At 71.9% G+C, this 17,540-nt stretch carries 17 protein-coding genes; 14 read left to right on the plus strand and 3 right to left on the minus strand.

Annotated features, from left to right (window positions below; genetic code table 11):
- Positions 1 to 58: 58 nt before the first annotated feature.
- Positions 59 to 700 carry a hypothetical protein gene (locus ACFC1X_RS06945; protein ID WP_376349435.1) on the minus strand — a complete coding sequence of 214 codons (642 nt, stop codon included), beginning with the start codon at positions 698 to 700 and terminating at the stop codon, positions 59 to 61.
- Positions 701 to 1,353: 653 nt separating this feature from the next.
- Here ACFC1X_RS06945 and ACFC1X_RS06950 point away from each other — a divergent pair.
- From ACFC1X_RS06950 to ACFC1X_RS07015, 14 genes are read left to right on the plus strand one after another with little or no spacing between them, the layout of a single operon-like run.
- A complete protein-coding gene (locus ACFC1X_RS06950) occupies positions 1,354 to 2,364 on the plus strand; it encodes an ABC transporter ATP-binding protein (protein WP_376349436.1) in 1,011 nt (336 codons plus the stop codon).
- Positions 2,361 to 3,125, plus strand: coding sequence for an ABC transporter permease (locus ACFC1X_RS06955; protein WP_064727728.1), 765 nt, complete (start codon positions 2,361 to 2,363; stop codon positions 3,123 to 3,125). The genes ACFC1X_RS06950 and ACFC1X_RS06955 overlap by 4 nt, the downstream gene beginning before the upstream one ends.
- 3 nt (positions 3,126 to 3,128) lie before the next feature.
- Positions 3,129 to 3,935: an ABC transporter permease gene (locus tag ACFC1X_RS06960; RefSeq protein WP_064727727.1), complete on the plus strand. Its 807-nt coding sequence runs from the start codon at positions 3,129 to 3,131 to the stop codon at positions 3,933 to 3,935.
- 1 nt (position 3,936) lies between these two features.
- Positions 3,937 to 5,193 (plus strand): MCE family protein, encoded by a 1,257-nt coding sequence (locus ACFC1X_RS06965; protein WP_376349438.1) that lies wholly within the window; start codon positions 3,937 to 3,939, stop codon positions 5,191 to 5,193.
- Entirely contained in the window at positions 5,190 to 6,254 is a 1,065-nt protein-coding gene (locus ACFC1X_RS06970; RefSeq protein ID WP_376349440.1) for an MCE family protein, read from the plus strand. Before ACFC1X_RS06965 ends, ACFC1X_RS06970 begins: the two co-directional genes overlap by 4 nt.
- Positions 6,251 to 7,291, plus strand: coding sequence for an MCE family protein (locus tag ACFC1X_RS06975; protein ID WP_376349441.1), 1,041 nt, complete (start codon positions 6,251 to 6,253; stop codon positions 7,289 to 7,291). Before ACFC1X_RS06970 ends, ACFC1X_RS06975 begins: the two co-directional genes overlap by 4 nt.
- Entirely contained in the window at positions 7,291 to 8,328 is a 1,038-nt protein-coding gene (locus ACFC1X_RS06980) for an MCE family protein (RefSeq protein ID WP_376349442.1), read from the plus strand. Before ACFC1X_RS06975 ends, ACFC1X_RS06980 begins: the two co-directional genes overlap by 1 nt.
- Positions 8,325 to 9,485: an MCE family protein gene (locus ACFC1X_RS06985; RefSeq protein WP_376349444.1), complete on the plus strand. Its 1,161-nt coding sequence runs from the start codon at positions 8,325 to 8,327 to the stop codon at positions 9,483 to 9,485. Before ACFC1X_RS06980 ends, ACFC1X_RS06985 begins: the two co-directional genes overlap by 4 nt.
- A complete protein-coding gene (locus ACFC1X_RS06990) occupies positions 9,482 to 10,762 on the plus strand; it encodes an MlaD family protein (protein ID WP_376349446.1) in 1,281 nt (426 codons plus the stop codon). The genes ACFC1X_RS06985 and ACFC1X_RS06990 overlap by 4 nt, the downstream gene beginning before the upstream one ends.
- The gene (locus ACFC1X_RS06995; RefSeq protein WP_376349448.1) at positions 10,759 to 11,274 is read left to right on the plus strand and encodes a hypothetical protein; all 516 of its coding nucleotides are present in this window, start codon (positions 10,759 to 10,761) and stop codon (positions 11,272 to 11,274) included. Before ACFC1X_RS06990 ends, ACFC1X_RS06995 begins: the two co-directional genes overlap by 4 nt.
- Positions 11,271 to 11,879, plus strand: a complete 609-nt coding sequence (locus ACFC1X_RS07000) for a hypothetical protein (RefSeq protein ID WP_376349449.1) — start codon at positions 11,271 to 11,273, stop codon at positions 11,877 to 11,879. The genes ACFC1X_RS06995 and ACFC1X_RS07000 overlap by 4 nt, the downstream gene beginning before the upstream one ends.
- Positions 11,880 to 11,902: 23 nt before the next feature.
- Positions 11,903 to 12,451, plus strand: a complete 549-nt coding sequence (locus tag ACFC1X_RS07005) for a nuclear transport factor 2 family protein (protein ID WP_376349451.1) — start codon at positions 11,903 to 11,905, stop codon at positions 12,449 to 12,451.
- A 48-nt stretch (positions 12,452 to 12,499) separates the two neighbouring features.
- Positions 12,500 to 13,255, plus strand: coding sequence for a hypothetical protein (locus ACFC1X_RS07010; RefSeq protein WP_376349453.1), 756 nt, complete (start codon positions 12,500 to 12,502; stop codon positions 13,253 to 13,255).
- Between the two features lie 48 nt (positions 13,256 to 13,303).
- Positions 13,304 to 14,569: a lytic transglycosylase domain-containing protein gene (locus ACFC1X_RS07015; RefSeq protein WP_376349454.1), complete on the plus strand. Its 1,266-nt coding sequence runs from the start codon at positions 13,304 to 13,306 to the stop codon at positions 14,567 to 14,569.
- A gap of 20 nt (positions 14,570 to 14,589) precedes the next feature.
- Here ACFC1X_RS07015 and ACFC1X_RS07020 read toward each other — a convergent pair whose 3' ends face one another.
- Entirely contained in the window at positions 14,590 to 16,203 is a 1,614-nt protein-coding gene (locus ACFC1X_RS07020; RefSeq protein WP_376349456.1) for a pyridoxal phosphate-dependent aminotransferase, read from the minus strand.
- Positions 16,204 to 16,305: 102 nt separating this feature from the next.
- A complete protein-coding gene (locus ACFC1X_RS07025) occupies positions 16,306 to 17,454 on the minus strand; it encodes an aldose epimerase family protein (RefSeq protein WP_376349458.1) in 1,149 nt (382 codons plus the stop codon).
- Between the last annotated feature and the right edge of the window lie 86 nt (positions 17,455 to 17,540).

A 17,540-nucleotide genomic window follows, 5' to 3' on the forward strand; every position in this document is an offset into this window, starting at 1 on the left:
GGGCCCGCGAACGCCCGGCCGGGGTGCCGGCCGGGCGGACGTGAGGGGCGGCGGTGGCCTACGGGTTGGAGCCGACGATCGTCGGGATGGCGTTGGTGCTCTTCACCTTGACGGCGTAGTTGCCCTTGAAGGTGGGCTTGGTGGCCGTCGTGACCACGGCGCCGCAGTTGACCGGCGCCGGGCTGCTGCTGACCGTCAGGTCGCCGACGGCGCTGTTGACCGCCAGGACGCCGGTGGAGTTGGTGTAGGTGGCCGAGGCCTTGCCCACCACCGTGAACTTGCAGGCGCCGGCGGTGACCTGCGCCTTGACGTTGCCGACGTGGCCCTTGGTGACGCCCGTCGAGGCGTTGTAGTCCACCGCGACGACGTCCCAGGGGGTGACCGAGGTGGTGGTGACGTTGCCCAGGACACTGGTACACGGTGACGCGGACGAGCCGAAGGTCATGGTGGTGATGTCGGCGACGTCCCCGGGGTTGCCGGTGGTGCTGTTCATCGAGCCTTCCGCACCCGAGGTCGTGCAGGTCATCGGGATCGTGGCGGTCAGCACGATGTTGCCGACGTTCGTGGCCTTGAACGCGGCCGGCGAGGGGGTGACGGTCCACACCGTGGAGGGGACCGCCGAGGACGGGCCGACGGCGAGGCCCAGCGCCGACGCGGCCGCGCAGACCACGATGGCCGACCTTCTCGTGTTCTTCTTCATGGCTCGGGACTCTCCTTGAGGGTTGACCGGCGAAGACGGGCCTGACGTTACTCGCGGGAAACTTAGCCGAACAATGCGGTAGTCCATGATTCTTTTAAAAGTGGGACCACCTGTTTCCGGGGTGAGTGATCCGCGGTTCTCCTTGCTCACGTGACGCCAAGTCCGGGAAATGTGAACGGCGTCCGGGCTGTTCACAGCGGTGTCGCTCCCATCGGGTCCCGATGCTCACCGGCCGACAAGTTTCCGAGCGGTTTTTGTGTCCGGCCTGACAGGTTCCGGATGGCCGAAGTCGGCATCCCGGAAAACTCCGATTCCGGTGTTGCCCGCCGAGGTTACTCGGCCGTAACGTGCCGGTGTGGTGCTCGGTTCCAGGTCGGTGGCCCCCGTCGGCCGGAGCCATGACGGATACTTTTCGGCCCTCCCTCCATCGGGCCCGGGTGTCCGTCGGCAGGGTCCCGCGGGGCCACACCCCCCGGAACCGCGCGACCCTGCCCTGTCTCCCCGGAGACAAGTGCGGGGCCGCCGTGTTGTCTGCGCGGTGACAAGTTCGGCAGGGCGGCCGGAGATCCGGTGCCGACCCGTTGTCAGTGCGCTCCGCGCCGAATTAACGTGCGCCCGCAGCGCGTATCCGATTGACGTCCGCTGGAGGTGATATGGGAATCGAAGTAGTGGTCGAGGGTCTGACCAAGTCCTTCGGTAAGCAGAGCATCTGGCGGGACGTATCACTCACTCTTCCGGCCGGCGAGGTCAGCGTGATGCTGGGCCCGTCCGGAACGGGTAAGACCGTTTTCCTGAAGTCGCTCATAGGGCTGCTCAAACCCGAGAAGGGCCGTGTCCTCATCAACGGAGTGGACATGGTGAACAGTCCGGAAAGAGACATCTACGAGACCCGGAAACTCTTCGGTCTCATGTTCCAGGACGGAGCCCTCTTCGGGTCCATGTCCCTTTTCGACAACATCGCCTTCCCGCTGCGCGAACACACCCGCAAGAAGGAGTCCGAGATCCGTCGCATCGTCATGGAGCGGATCGAGGTCGTCGGACTCCTCGGCGCGGAGGGAAAGCTTCCCGGGGAGATCAGCGGAGGTATGCGCAAGCGCGCCGGACTGGCCCGCGCGCTCGTCCTCGACCCGCAGATCATCCTGTGCGACGAGCCGGACTCCGGGCTCGACCCGGTCCGCACCGCCTACGTCTCCCAACTGCTGATCGACCTGAACGCGCAGCTCGACGCGACGATGCTGATCGTCACCCACAACCTCGACATCGCCGCCACCGTCCCCGACAACATGGGGATGCTCTTCCTGCGCGAGCTGGTCACCTTCGGCCCGCGCGAGGTGCTGCTCACCAGCGACGAACCGGTCGTGTCCCAGTTCCTCGGCGGCCGGCGCGAGGGCCCCATCGGGATGTCCGAGGAGAAGGACGCGGCCACGCTCGCCGCCGAGGCGGGTGCCGCCTCGGCCGCCCCCGCCGCGCCCCGGGTGATCGTCCCGCAGCTGGAACCGTCGCCCGGCCTGCCGCCGCGCAAGGCCGTCGCCCGACGGCGTCAGCGTGTCATGGGCATGATTGACAGCTTGCCGCCCGCCGCGCGGTCCGCCATCCGGGAGACCTACGCGAAGGACTCCGAGGCGGCCACCCTGCCGATGCCCGCCGCCGGGAGCGGCGCGTGATCACCGGAGCGCTGCGGCAGACCGGCCGGCTCTTCGCGCTCGCCGCCGAGGTCGTCCGGGCCGTCTTCCGACGGCCCTTCCAGTTCCGCGAGTTCGTCGAACAGTTCTGGTTCGTCGCGAGTGTGACCATCCTGCCCGCCGCCCTCGTCTCGATCCCCTTCGGCGCCGTCATCGCCCTCCAGGTCGGCTCGCTCACCGAGCAGCTGGGAGCCCAGTCGTTCACCGGCGGCGCCAGCGTCCTCGCCGTCGTCCAGCAGGCGAGCCCGCTCATCGTCGCCCTGCTGATCGCCGGCGCCGGCGGCTCGGCCATCTGCGCCGACCTCGGCTCCCGCAAGATCCGCGAGGAACTCGACGCCATGGAGGTCATGGGCGTCTCACCGGTGCAGCGGCTCGTCGTGCCCCGCGTCCTGGCCGCCATGGGCGTCGCGGTCCTGCTCAACGGCCTGGTCTCCGTCGTCGGCATCCTCGGCGGCTACTTCTTCAACGTCGTCATGCAGGGCGGCACCCCCGGCGCCTACCTCTCCAGCTTCTCCGCCCTCGCCCAGCTGCCCGACCTGTACGTCAGCGAACTCAAGGCGCTGGTCTTCGGGTTCATCGCGGGCATCGTCGCCGCCTACCGCGGCCTCAACCCGCGCGGCGGCCCCAAGGGCGTCGGCGACGCCGTCAACCAGTCCGTCGTCATCACCTTCCTCCTGCTCTTCTTCGTGAACATGGTGATGACGGCCGTCTACCTCCAGATCGTCCCGCCGAAGGGAGGCTGACCGATGGCCTCCCCGCTCGTCTGGCTCGACCGGTCCGGCGATCAACTGCTGTTCTACGCACGGGCCCTGCTGTGGATACCGCGGACCCTGCGCCGCTACCTCAAGGAGGTGCAGCGCCTCCTCGCCGAGGTGGCCTTCGGCTCCGGCGGTCTCGGCGTCATCGGCGGCACCATCGGCGTGATGATCGCGATGACGCTCTTCACCGGGACCGTCGTCGGACTCCAGGGCTACGCGGCCCTCGACCAGATCGGCACCGCCGCGTTCACCGGATTCGTCTCCGCCTACTTCAACACCCGCGAGATCGCCCCCCTCGTCGCCGGACTCGCCCTCTCCGCGACCGTCGGGGCCGGCTTCACCGCCCAGCTCGGCGCCATGCGCATCAACGAGGAGGTCGACGCCCTGGAGGGCATGGGCATCCGCTCCATGCCCTACCTGGTCACCACCCGCATCATCGCCGGCGTGGTCGCCATCGTCCCGCTCTACGCGATCGGGCTGCTCTCCTCCTACCTCGCCTCCCGCTACGTGACCGTCCTGTTCAACGGGCAGTCGCGCGGGACGTACGACCACTACTTCAACCTCTTCCTCTCCCCGACGGACGTACTGCTCTCCGTACTGAAGGTGCTGATCTTCAGCGTGATGGTGATCGTCGCCCACTGCTACTACGGCTACCGCGCCTCGGGCGGCCCCGCCGGCGTCGGCGTCGCCGTCGGCCGGTCCGTGCGCAACGCCATCGTGCTGATCAGCGTCACCGACTTCTTCCTGTCGCTGGCCCTGTGGGGCGCGACCACGACCGTGAAGGTGGCGGGGTGAGATGAGCGGACCGCGCGGAAAGACGCTGGGCCACCGGTTCGCCGGGGTGGTGTTCCTGCTGGTGCCCGCCCTGCTGATCTGGCTGGCGGTCGCCGTCTACGACAAGGAGTTCACCGAGTCCGACCCGGTGGTCGTGGAGACCGGCAGCGCCGGCAACCAGATGCACCCGGGCGCCGAGGTGAAACTGCGCGGCGTCGTCGTCGGCGAGGTCCGCGAGATCGACGCCACCGGAGACGGGGCCCGGCTCACCCTCGCCATGAAACCCGGCTCGCTGGACCACGTACCGTCCGACGTGCGCGCGCAGATGCTGCCGACCACCCTGTTCGGCGAGCGGTTCGTGGCCCTCGTACCGCCCGCGAACCCCTCGGCCGAGCCGCTGGCCGCCGGGGCCGTCGTCCCCCAGGACCGCTCCGCCAACGCCATCGAGCTCCAGCAGGTGCTCGACGACGTCCTGCCGATGCTCACCGCCGTCCAGCCGCAGAAGCTCGCCGCCACCCTGTCGGCCGTCTCCCAGGCCCTGGAAGGGCGCGGCGAGCGGCTCGGCGAGACGCTGAGCCTGCTGGACGAGCACCTGGAGGAGTTCAACCCCAACCTGCCCGCCCTCAACCGCGACCTCAAGGAACTCGTGAAGGTCAGCCACGTCTACGCGGACGCCGCGCCCGACATCATCACGGCGCTCACCGACTTCACCACCACCAGCGGCACCCTCGCCGAGCAGGAGGCCGAACTCGCCGCCACCCTCGGCGCCACCACCCGGACCTCCGAGGACGTGACCGCCTTCCTGCGCAAGAACCGGGACAACATCATCCGGCTGAGCGCCACGAGCAGGCCGACCCTGGAACTGCTCGCCGAGTACTCCTCGGCGTTCCCCTGCACCCTGCGCACCCTCGCCGAGTCCGTCCCGGCCATGGACAAGGCGCTCGGCAAGGGCACCGACCGGCCCGGCATCCACGTCGACGTCACCACCGTCCCCTCGCGCGGCGCCTACCGCCCCGGCCGCGACACCCCGGTGTACGACTCCGGCGGCGGCCCCCGCTGCCCCTCCGTGCCGTACGTCGGCGCACTGCCCCGGCCCACCGCGCGGACCGCGTCCACGGCGGCGGACCAGGACCTCGGGCCCGCCAACTCCCCCTCCGAGAACGACCTCGTCAACGAACTCCTCGCCCCCGCCGCAGGCGCGAGCCCCGAAGACCTGCCCGACTGGAGCAGCCTGCTCGTCGGCCCCGTCTACCGCGGTACGGAGGTGACGCTCCGATGACCGGTGCCGACAGCGCGCACACCCGGCGCCGCCCGCTGACCGGGCCGCTGCTCAAGTCCCTCGTCTTCGTGGTGGTCACCGCCCTCGCCACGACCGTGCTCGGCCTCGGCGTCGCCGGCGGCGGTGCCGGCTCCGACTCCGGCGCCCGGACCTACAAGGCCCTGTTCACCGACGTCACCGGGCTCATGGACGGCGACAGCGTGCGCATCTCCGGCGTTCCGGTCGGCGAGGTGACCGACGTACGCGTCGTGCACCGGCGCACCGCGCAGGTCACCTTCACCGTCCGCGAGGACCGCACGCTGCCCCGGTCGACCACCGCCGCCGTGAAGTACCTCAACATGGTCGGCCAGCGCTACGTCGCCCTCGGCCGCGGCAGCGGCGACCTCACCGGCAGCCTCCCCGAGGGCGGCACGGTCCCGCTCGACCGCACCACGCCCGCGCTCGACCTGACCCTGCTCTTCAACGGCTTCAAGCCGCTGTTCGAGGGGCTCTCCCCGAAGGACGTCAACGGACTCGCCGGGTCGATCGTGCAGGTGCTCCAGGGCGAGGGCGCCACCGTCGACAGCCTGATCCGCCACATCGGCTCGCTCGGGACGACCGTCGCCGCCAAGGACAAGGTGATCGGCCAGGTCGTCCAGAACCTCACCACCGTCCTGGACACCCTCAACGACCGCGAGGACAGCTTCGACGACCTCGTCGTCACCCTCCAGCAACTCGTCACCGGCTTCAACGAGGACCGCAAACCCCTGGGCAAGGCCGTCACGGCCATGGGCGAACTCACCACGGTCACCGCCGGCCTCCTCGAGGACGGCCGGGAGCCCCTCAAGCAGGACATCCGCGAACTGGGCCGGCTCTCGGCCAACCTCGGCGAGCACACCCCGCAGATCGAGGACTTCCTCGAACGGACCCCCGCCAAGATGACCGCCCTGACCCGCCTGTCCTCCTACGGATCGTGGTTCAACCTCTACCTCTGCGAGGCCCGCGTGAGCGGAGTGACCACCTCCGACGGCTCCGAACCGCCGACCGGTATCGCGATCACCGAATCGAGGTGCCGCGGATGAGGCGCCCGCACCTCAAGCCCGTCAAGGAACGCGACCCCGTCGGCGTCGGCCTCGTCGGACTGCTCGTCCTCGCCGTGATCGCCGTCCTCGTCTACAACGTGGACCGGCTGCCGCTCGGCGGCGCCACCTCCTACAGCGCCGACTTCTCCGAGGCCGCGGGCCTGGACGACGGCGACGAGGTGCGCATCGCCGGCGTCAAGGTCGGCAAGGTCACCGGCGTCGCCCTCGACGGGCCCAAGGTGAAGGTCACCTTCGAGGTCGAGGACGCCTGGCTCGGCGACCGGACCACGGCTGCCATCGCCATCAAGACCGTCCTCGGCGACAAGTACCTGGCGCTCGACCCGCTCGGCGCCGCCCGCCAGGACCCCGGCAGCCGCATCCCGCTGACCCGCACCACCTCCCCGTACGACGTGACCCAGGCGTTCCAGGACCTCAGCGGCACCGTCGACGACATCGACACCCGCAAGCTCGCGGAGAGCTTCGAGACCATCTCCGACACCTTCGCCGACTCCCCGCCCCACGTCCGCAAGGCCGCCACCGGCCTGTCCGACCTGTCCCGCTCCGTCTCCAAGCGCGACTCGGAACTGTCCCAACTCCTCAAGGGCAGCGCAAAGTTCACCAAGACCCTGAAGAACAAGAAGTCCAGCTTCGAGACCCTCATCGAGGACGGCGGCCCGCTCCTCGGCGAACTGCGGGACCGCCGCGCCGCCATCAGCGCCCTGCTCAAGGGCAGCCAGGACCTCGGCATCGAACTCGGCGGCCTCGTCAAGGACAACGAGAAGCAGCTCGGCCCGACCCTCAAGGCGCTCGGCCGCGTCACCGGTGTCCTGGAGAAGAACAACACCCAGCTCGGCAAGACGCTCGCGCTGGTCGGCCCGTACTACCGCCTGGTCGGCAACACCCTCGGCAACGGCCGCTGGTTCGACAGCTACCTGTGCGGGGTCGTGCCCCGCGCCTACCTGCCCGAGACCTCCCAGCCCGAGACCGGATGCCTGCCGCCGAAACAGCCGGCCGCGGCCCAGGGGAGCGGTGAGTGATGAACCGACGCCGGAAGATCCTCACCGGTCTGCTCGCCCTCGCGGTGCTCGCGGCCGCCGGACTGGTCACCGCCCGCGCCCTCGAAGCCGACGGCACCCGCCTCACCGCCTACTTCGACCGCGTCATCGGCGTCTACGCCGGATCCGACCTGCGCGTCCTCGGCGTCAGGGTCGGCGAGGTGGAGTCGGTGCGGCCGCAGGGCACCACGGTCCGTGTCGGCCTCCGCCTGGACGAGGGGGTGCGGGTCCCGAAGGGCGCGCGGGCCGTCGTCGTCGCACCGAGCGTCGTCTCCGACCGCTACGTCCAGCTCACCCCCGCCTACGCCACGGGCCCCGCCCTCGCCGACGGCGCCGTACTGCCCGCCTCCCGCAACCACGTCCCCGTCGAGATCGACCAGATCTACGACTCCATCACCGAACTCGGCGACGCCCTCGGCCCGGACGGCGCCAACTCCGAGGGCGCCCTGTCCGAACTGCTGCGCACCGGCGCCGCCAACCTCGACGGCAACGGCGAGGCCATCGGCACCGGCATCGAGGAGTTCGGCAAGGCGGCCAAGACCCTCGACGGCAGCAGCGGCGACCTGTTCAAGACGCTCAGCAGCCTCCAGACCTTCACCACCATGCTGAAGGACAAGGACACCGACGTGCGCACCGCCCAGGAACGCCTGGACGAGGTCGTCAGCTTCTTCGCCGACAACAAGGACGACCTCACCGGGGCGCTGGAGGAACTCGGCAAGGCCCTCGGCCAGGTCAAGACCTTCATCGAGGACAACCGGGGCGAGCTGAAGAAGAACGTCGACCGGCTCGTCCCCATCACCCGGACCCTGGTCGAGCAACGGGCCTCGCTGGCCGAGGCGCTGGACGTGGCACCACTGGCCGCGGGCAACGTCGTGAACGCCTACAACCCCGACACCCGCACCCTCGACGGCCGCGCCAACCTCAACGAGATCAGCATCGGCGGCCCCCTGCTGCCGCTGCCCGTGACGGGCGCGACCGATGAGCCGGAGAGCGACGGGAAGAAGGGAGACGGCCGATGAAGCGCCGCACCCTCACCGCCGGCCGGGCCGCCGGACTGACCGCGGGCGGACTGATCGCCCTCGGTCTCGGCTTCGCCCTGGCCCTCGGCGGGATCACCGTCGTGCCCCGCGGCTTCGGCGGCCTCGACGACCTGCCGCTGCCCGGCGGCGCCGACCTCGGCGACCACCCCCGCACCGTCACCGCGGAACTCCAGGACGTGCTCAGCCTGGTCCCGCACTCCGCGGTGCGCGTCAACGACGTCGCCGTCGGCCGGGTCACCGGCATCGAACTCGGCGAGGACGACTGGTCGGCCCGCGTCACCATGGAGATCAACGGCGAGGTGCGGCTGCCCGCCGACACCACCGCGCGGCTCGAACAGTCCAGCCTGCTGGGAGAGAAGTACATCCAGCTCGTCGCGCCCGCCAAGGAGACCGGAGCCGGGCCGCTCCAGGACGGAAGCGTCATCCCGCTGGCCCGCACCGGCCGCAACACCGAGGTCGAGGAGGTGTTCGGCGCGCTGTCCCTGCTCCTCAACGGCGGCGGCGTCAGCCAGCTCAAGACCATCACCCGGGAACTGGGCGCGGCGCTCGGCGGCCGCGAACCCGAGGTCCGCTCCATGCTCAAGCGGGTCAACACCCTGGTCGGCGACCTCGACGACCACCGGGGTGACATCACCGACGCCCTCGACGCCGTCAACCGGCTCTCCTCCACCCTCGCCACCCGCAAGGAGGACGTCGGCACCGTCCTCACCGGCCTCTCGCCCGGCCTGAAGACGCTGGAGAAGCAGCGCGGCTCCCTGCTGACCATGCTGCGCTCCCTCGACACGCTCTCCGGCGTCGCCGTCTCCACGATCAACGCGAGCAAGGACGACATGATCGCCGACCTCAAGGCCGTCGCGCCGACGCTGAAGGCGCTCGCCGACGCGGGCACGGACCTGCCCGACTCGCTCCAGGTGCTGCTGACCTACCCGTTCACCGACGAGGTGCTGCGCGGCGTGAAGGGCGACTACCTCAACACGTACCTGTCCATGGTCGCCGTGCCCGGCACCCAGGTGATCCCGCCCCTCGTGCCCGAGGGCACACCGGCGAAGAAGCGGTCCTCCGCACCGGCGCGGAAGCAGACCTCCTCGCCCCTGCCGCTGCCCTCCGTGTCCGAGCCCGGAGGTGAGCGCGGGTGATCACCCTCGCCGTACGGCTGAAGAACCTCGCCTTCCTCCTCGTCGCCGTCCTCGCCCTCTCCTACCTCGGCATCCGCTACGCCGATCTCGGCCGGTACGTGGGCGTCGCCGACTACTACACCGTCGACGTACAACTCCCGCGCACCGGAGGACTGTTCACCCACTCCGACGTCACCTACCGGGGCGTCTCGGTGGGCCGCGTCGGCCCGATCGACCTCACCGCCGAGGGCGTCGTCGCCGAACTGCGCATCAAGAAGTCCGCACCCCGCATCCCCGCCGACACCAAGGCCGTGGTCGCCGGGCTCTCCGCCGTGGGCGAGCAGTACATCGACCTGCGGCCCGAGAGCGACGGCTCTCCCTACCTGGCCGACGGCGCCCGCGTCGAACAGGCCGACACAAAGGTGCCCGCACCCGTCACCGACGTCCTCACCAGCGTCGACGACCTCGTGGGCTCCGTCCCGCTGGAGGATCTGCGCACCGTCGTCGACGAGTTCGGCAAGGCGTTCGAGGGGCACGGCGACGACCTCCAGGTGCTTCTCGACAGCGGCAGCGACTTCGTGGAGGCCGCCGACCGGGCCCTGCCGTCCACCACGCTGCTCATCAACGACGGCGAGACCGTCCTGCGTACCCAGGCACAGGAGTCCGAGGCCATCCGCGACTTCGCCGTCGGGGCCGAGGAACTGGCCGCCGCCCTCAAGGGCTCGGACGCCGACCTGCGCCGCCTCCTCGCGGTCACCCCCGAGGCCGCCACCCAGGTCAGCGGCCTGCTGCGGGACCTCGACCCGAGCCTGGGCGTCGTCCTCGCCAACCTCCTCACCACCTCCGAGGTCGCCGTCACCCGGCAGCGCGGCATCGAGGAACTCCTCGTGAAGTACCCGGCGGCCGTCTCCGCCGGTGCCACCGCCGTCGACGGAGGGAAGCTGAACCTCGGCATGGCCGTCACCTTCTTCGCCCCCCTGCCCTGCACCGACGGATACGGCGGCACGCGCTACCGCAACGGCCTCGACCTCGGCACCGCGCCCGCCCTCAACACCGACGCGGCCTGCACCGCCCCGGCCGCCGGCGGGTCCAACGTGCGCGGCTCGGGGAACGCCCCGAAGGGCGGCCCGGTACCCGAACCGGCCAGGCCCGGCTCCCTGCCCTCCGGGGGCGCCGACACCACGGGCAGCGGCGGCGGCGCGGCCCTTCCCGGCGCCCTCGCCCTGCCCGGACAGAGCGGCGAGGCACCGTCCGACCTGTCCGCGCTCCTCGCCCCGGCCACCGGCGGTGCGCGGTGAGGCGGGCGCGGATCCTCACCGGAGCGGCGCTCGCCCTGGCCCTCGGCGTCTGCTCCACCGGCGCCTGGACGTACGCCCAGGCACGCACCGACGACTCGCTCGCGTACGGCCGGGAGCGGGACGAGGCGCTCGCCGACGGCCGCGAGGGCATCGCCGTACTCACCACGCTCGACGCCTCCACCCGGCAGCGGGCGGAGCGGAGCATCCGGGACTGGCGCGCCGTCTCCACCGGGCCGCTGCGCGAGGAACTCGGCGGTACTGAGCCCGCCGTGGGGTCCTCGGCGCGCGCCACGGTCACCGAGGCCGCCGTCACCGCGCTCGACACCCGGTCCGGCACGGCCAAGCTCATCGCCACGGTCCGCGTCGAGGTCACGCCCGCCACGACGAAGAAGCCGGCCACCGACCGCAAGCGCCTGGAGGCGGTCCTGGCCCGCACCGGCGAGGGGGAGTGGAAGGTGCGAGCGCTGAGCGCCGTACCGGTCGAGGGGGAGAGGGAGGGCGAGGAGCGATGACGACGGAACCCGTCCTCGAGACCGCCCCCGCGGACGCCCCCGGCGACGCCCCCGCCGGGCGGTCGCCGAGCAGGCGCCTGCGGCGGGCCGTGCTGGCCGGCACCGCCGCCCTCCTCGTCCTCGGCGGCTGCGGCTTCTTCTACGCGGCCCACCAGGTGAGGTCGGCCGAACCCGCCCGCAACCAGGCGCTCACCGACAGCGAGGCCACCTCCCGCGTCGCCGGAGACGTGGGCAACGCCCTCGCCCGGGTCTTCTCCTACACACCGGACGGCACCGCGGCCGCCGAGCGCTCCGCACGCACCGTCCTCGACGGCCGCGCCGCCCGCCAGTACGAGACCCTCTTCGCCCGGGTCCGCGACGACCTCACCGAGCAGCGCGTCACCCTGAGCACCCGCGCCGTCCGCATCGGAGTGATCGAACTCGACGGCGACGAGGCCCGCCTGCTGGTCTTCCTCGACCAGACCTCCCACCGCGGAAACGACAAGGACAAGGCCAAGGACAAGGCCAAGGGCGAGAACGCGACCACCACCGCCGCAGCCCAACTCACGGTCACGGCACGGCTCCAGGACGACCGCTGGCGGATCGTCGACCTCAAGGCCCGCTGAACATGCGGCAGACGGGAGTACCCATGAAACGCGCGGCCCGCGTCCGCACCGCACTCCGCCTCCGGCCGCTGCCGGCCCTGGCCCTCGCGCTCACCCTCGTCGCGGGCGGCTTCGCGGCCTGGGCGGGCCAGGACTGGTACGGGGCGGCCCACGACGAGCGGGCCGCCTACGCCGAGCAGCGGGACGCGGCGCTCAGCGCCGGGGAGCAGGCCGTGCAGAATCTCAACACGCTCGACCACCGCGAGCTGGAGCGGGGCCTGGACCTCTGGGAGTCGTCGACCACCGGCGAGCTGCACGAACAACTGGCCTCCGGCCGGGCGGACTTCGCCGACCAGGTGAAGGAGGCCAAGACGGTCAGCACGGCCCGGGTGCTCTCGGGCGCCGTCACCGAACTCGACGACCGCGCCGGCCGTGCGCGTGTGCTGGTCGCCCTGCGCGTCACGGTCAAGGCGGCCGACGGATCGAAGTCCGACAAGGACAGCCGCATGCTCGGCGAACTCACCCGGACCGACGGCCGGTGGAAGCTGAGCGCCCTGGGCCAGGCACCCGTGGGCGGCGCACCGGCCGGCTGACCGGTCCCGTACCCGCAGAAGCCGGCCGCAGCGAGGAGGACACCGCACATGTCGACGACCCGTCACCACATCAACCGCCAGCGGCGCCGCCAGGCCCGCGAGACCCGGCCCACCTCCGGCGGTACGGCCGTCCTGACGTCCCCGGAGACCGCCGAAGCGCCGCCGCCGTCCTCCGCACGGAAGCCGAAGCCGAAGCCGAGGCCGGCCGCCGCCGAGGCCGAGCGGGCGAAGACCACCCCGGCCGGACGGCGTCGGCCCCTGGGCCTCGTGCTGCTCTGCGCGCTGACGGTGCTCCTCGGCGTCTTCGCGGGCTGGGCGCACGCGGAGGCCGGGGCGCTCCGGGACGAGCCCGCGCGGAGCAACACCGCGCTGACCGACCTCGCCCGCACCAGCGAGATCAAGGGACAGGCGGCCAAGGCCGTCGACCGGCTCTTCTCCTACGACCACGCCGACCCCGGCGCCCTCGACAAGGCGGCGCGGGACCTCCTGACGGGCAAGGCCGTCGCCCAGCACCGGGAGTTGCTCGCCGACGTCCGCGAACGGGCCGACCGGCAGAAGGCGGTGATCACCACGGCGGTCACCGAGAGCGCGGTCGAACGGATCGACGGCGACCGGGCCCGGGTCCTCGTCTACGCCGACCAGAGCAGCGTCGCCACCACCGGCACCAAGGCGGGCGAGAAGACCGGTGACGGGAAGGACGCCGCCAAGGACCAGGGCGTGTACGCGGCGGCCATGCTCGCCGTCGACGTCGTGCACCGCGACGGACGCTGGCTGGTCTCCGCCCTCGACACCTTCGGCCGCTGAGGCCCGCCCCCCACAACGTCTCCGACGGATCCGACAGGAGTGACGACCATGTCCGTACGCCGTGCCCGACACCGGTACGCCGGCCGGAGCCGCAGGCGACTGCGTACCACCGCCCTCGCCGTGGCGGCCATGGCTGCCCTCACCGCCTCCCAGGCCCCCGGCCTCACCGGGGACGCGAAGGACACCCACGCCGGACCGGCCGCCGACGACCTGAACCTGTCGCCGCCGGGCGGCCCGTTCGCCGCCCTCGCGCCACCCGGTGACGGCTCCTACCACACCGAACTCCCGCCCCTGACGACGCGTCACGGCACCCCGGCCTCACCGGTGCTCGGGCGGGAGATCCGCGCCCAGTCCGGCATCCCCGCCACCGTGCTGCGCGCCTACCGCGCCGCCGAGACCGCCGTCGGCGGGACCGACCCCGGCTGCCGGCTGCCCTGGGAACTGCTCGCGGCGATCGGCAAGGTCGAGTCCGGCCAGGCGCGCGGCGGCGCGGTCGACCGGAAGGGCGCGACGCTGAGCCGCATCACCGGGCCGCCGCTGAACGGCCGGGGCTTCGCCCTGATCCGGGACACGGACGGGGGCGCCCACGACGGCGACACGGTCTACGACCGGGCGGTGGGCCCGATGCAGTTCCTGCCCTCCACCTGGGCCCGCTGGGGCGCCGACGGCAGCGGTGACGGCCGCGCCGACCCGAACAACATCTTCGACGCGGCCCTGGCGGCCGGGCACTACCTGTGCGCCGGCGACCGGGACCTGCGCCGGGCGGCGGACCTGGACCGGGCGATCCTCAGCTACAACAACTCCCGCTCCTATCTGGAACTGGTCAGGTACTGGCTGGAGTTCTACAGCCGGGGCGTCCACACCGTCCCCGACGGCGAGGGCGTCGTCCCGAGGAGTCCCGGCGCGGGCGGCGACACCCCGGCGACCGAACCCGTCGACGGCGAGGGCGGCGGCGGGAAGGACCGCGGCGAGGACGACGGCATCGTCATCGGCCCGGACCCGACCACGACCCCGGGCGGCGCCGAGCCCTCGCCCTCCCGACCCGTACCGTCGGGCCGCCCGTCCACCCCGACGACGCCCCCGACGAGCCAGGGGCCCTCCACGCCGCCCACGGAGACACCCACCGAGAGCCCCACCGGGAACCCGTCACCGTCGCCGGACCCGACCGACCCGATCCCTTCGCCGACCGCGACGGACGACTGCTCCCCGGAACCGGGAACCCCGTCGCCCGACCCCTCGGCCACCCCGACCGGCGCACCCTGCCCGACCCCGTCCACCACCTCGCCCACCTCGGCCACCTCGACGGAGCGGTAGCGGCCGGCGCGGCCCGGCGCTCAGCCCGCTCGGCCCATCCCGGCGGCGTTCGGCCAGCCCGTCGCCGGGACCGACTCCAGTCCGTTGGTGCCCCTGACCTGGGCGGCCGTGAGGCCACCGTGGGCGGGGACGCCGGGCGGGGTGGGACCCATGGGCGGGTAGGGGGCCGCGGCCGCCGCCGGGGCGGGCGCGGGCATCGGCATGGGCACCGGCGCCGGTGCGGGCATGGGCTGGGGGACCGGTGCCGGCTGGGGGACCGGCACCGGCCCGGGGTACGGCGCCGGCTGGGGGACCGGCGCCGGGGGCGGGACCTGCGGGGGCACCGCGGCGGGGAGCGGCATGCCGGTGCCGGCGGCCGGCGCGGCGGCGATCCCCGGGACACCGGCACCGGCGGCCTGGGCGGCGATCGCCCGCATGCCGGCCCCGTTGGTCTGGGTCATCAGGCGGTCCACCGCCGCCGTGCCCGAGCTGTAGCCGGTCCCGGTGGCCGGCTCGGGCACGGCGGCTCCCCTCCTGGACCCGTAGAGCACCTGTTCCAGGCCGGACACCAGGCGACGTACGTCCACCTGGGGGCGCACCACGAGACGCAGGAAGCGGCTGGACGAACCGATCTTGTTGCCGCACTCGCGGACCAGGACCCGGTGCTCGGTGAGCATGCGGTCCCGGACGACGGTGCCCTCCGCGCCCACCGGGAGGCGCACGAAGAGGAAGTTGCCCTGGGAGGGGTAGACCGTCAGTCCGGGCAGCGCGGACAGCTGGCCGGCCATCTCCAGCCGGTCGCGGCGGACCTGGTGGAGGCTCTGCGCGTACTCGCCGCCGTGGTCGCGGAGCATGAACACCACGTGCTCCGCGAAGGAGTTGAGGTTCCACTTGGGGAGCATGGCGCGCACCCGGCCCGCGAGCGCCGGGTTGGCGACCAGGTAGCCGAAGCGGATGCCGTGCAGGCCGAAGTTCTTGCCGAGGCTGCGCAGTACGACGACGTTGGGGCGCAGCATCGCCTCCTGGACCACACTGGGTTCCGCCTCCGCGTCGGCGAACTCCAGGAACGACTCGTCGACGACGACCAGGTCCCGGTCCGCCATCGCGTCCATGAACTGCACCAGCGCCTGCTTGTGCAGATAGCCGCCGTCGGGGTTGTTGGGGTTGCAGACGACGGCGACGCGGGTGCCGCGGGTCCGGATGAACTCGGCGTACCGGGCGAGGTCGAGGGCGAAGCCGCTGGACTCCTGGAGCGGGAACATGTCGACCCGCTTGCCGGTCTCCATGGGCTGGTCGGTCCAGCGGCCGAAGGTGGGGACGGGGACGGCGAGGGACTCCCGCACCAGCAGGTGGTCGATCCAGGTGATCAGCTCCGTGGAGCCGTTGCCCATCGCCACGCACTGCGGCGGAAGCTGGAGCAGACTGCACAGTTCGGCGGTGATGGTGTCGGCGCTGCTCGGGTAGTACGTGATGATGTCCCGCAGCCGGACGGCCATCTCGTCGAACATGGCCGGGGTGGGGAAGTACGGATTGCACGGAATGCAGAAGTCCACCGGGCCGGCGCCCGCCTCGTCCCCGCCCTCCCGCGTCAGCGCAGCCATCGAGGGGCTGTGCGCCGCGGTGCTGCGGAACAGCGAGGTGACGTTGCCGGACAAATGGACCTCCGTAGGTGGGCGGCCCGCGATGGGAGGTGCGGGCCGCCCTTACATACGGAGGCGGTAGGGGCGTCGTTCAACGCGTGTGAAGAAAGTGTGTCCTCACGCGCCGAACGAGTGCACCGTCGAGGTCCGGTACGTCTGTCCGGGCCGCAGCACCGTCGACGGGAACGACGGCTGGTTCGGCGCGTCCGGGAAGTGCTGCGTCTCCAGGCACAGGGCGTCGCCCTGGCGGTAGAGCGCGCCGCCGGTCCCGGTCAGGGTGCCGTCCAGGAAGTTGCCCGAGTAGAACTGGAGGCCGGGCTGGTCGGTGGCGATGCGCAGGGTGCGGCCCGAGCCGGGGTCGCGCAGGGTGGCGACGTGCTCGGGGCGGTCGGTGACGCCCTTGTCCAGCACCCAGTTGTGGTCGAAGCCCTTGGCGGTGACCAGCTGCGGATGGTCGTCCCGGATGTCCCGGCCCACGGGCTTGCCCCGGCGGAAGTCGAAGGGCGTCCCGGACACCCGCGCCAGTTCGCCGGTCGGGATCAGGCCCGCGTCGGTGGGCGTGTAGCGGGAGGCGGCGATCGACAGCTCGTGGTCCTCGACGGTGCCGCTGCCCTCACCGGCCAGGTTCCAGTACACGTGACTGGTGAGGTTGACGACGGTGGCCCGGTCGGTGGTGGCCGCGTAGTCGATGCGCCAGTCCCCGCGCCGGGTGAGCGTGTACGTCACCCTCACCCGGAGCGTGCCCGGGTAGCCCATCTCGCCGTCGACGCTGGTGTAGTGCAGGACCAGGCCGACGTCGGGACCGTCGGTGAACGGCTCGACGTCCCACACCCGGTGGTCGAAGCCGAGGGCGCCGCCGTGCAGGGAGTTCTCGCCGTCGTTGACCGAGAGCTGGTACCGCCTGCCGTCCAGGGTGAAGCGGCCCTTGGCGATCCGGTTGCCGTACCGCCCGATCAGGGCGCCGAAGTGCGGGCTGCGGGCCACGTAGTCGTCGAGGTGGTCGAAGCCGAGCGAGACGTTCGCGTGGCGGCCCCGGCGGTCGGGGATCTCCAGCGACTGGACGGCCCCGCCGTAGGAGAGGACCCTCATCCGCGTGCCGCCGTTCTCCAGCGACCAGCGGTACACCTTCGTCCCGTCGGCGAGCCTGCCGAAGAGTTCCTTCACCGGCTTCGTGCCTCCCGTGGCGTGTGCGGTGCCGCCGGCCGCGCCGGCGGTGAGACCGACGGCGGCTGCGCCGGCGATGACCGTGCGCCTGTTCAGTTCCATACGGCCACTCCTCAAGTGGGTTGACAGAACCGCCCCTTCAGGGGCGCGGGGAACTGCGCGACCGGCCACGACCGGCCCGCAGTCTC

This window comes from Streptomyces sp. NPDC056128, assembly GCF_042263835.1.
In the GTDB taxonomy this organism is placed as follows: domain Bacteria; phylum Actinomycetota; class Actinomycetes; order Streptomycetales; family Streptomycetaceae; genus Streptomyces.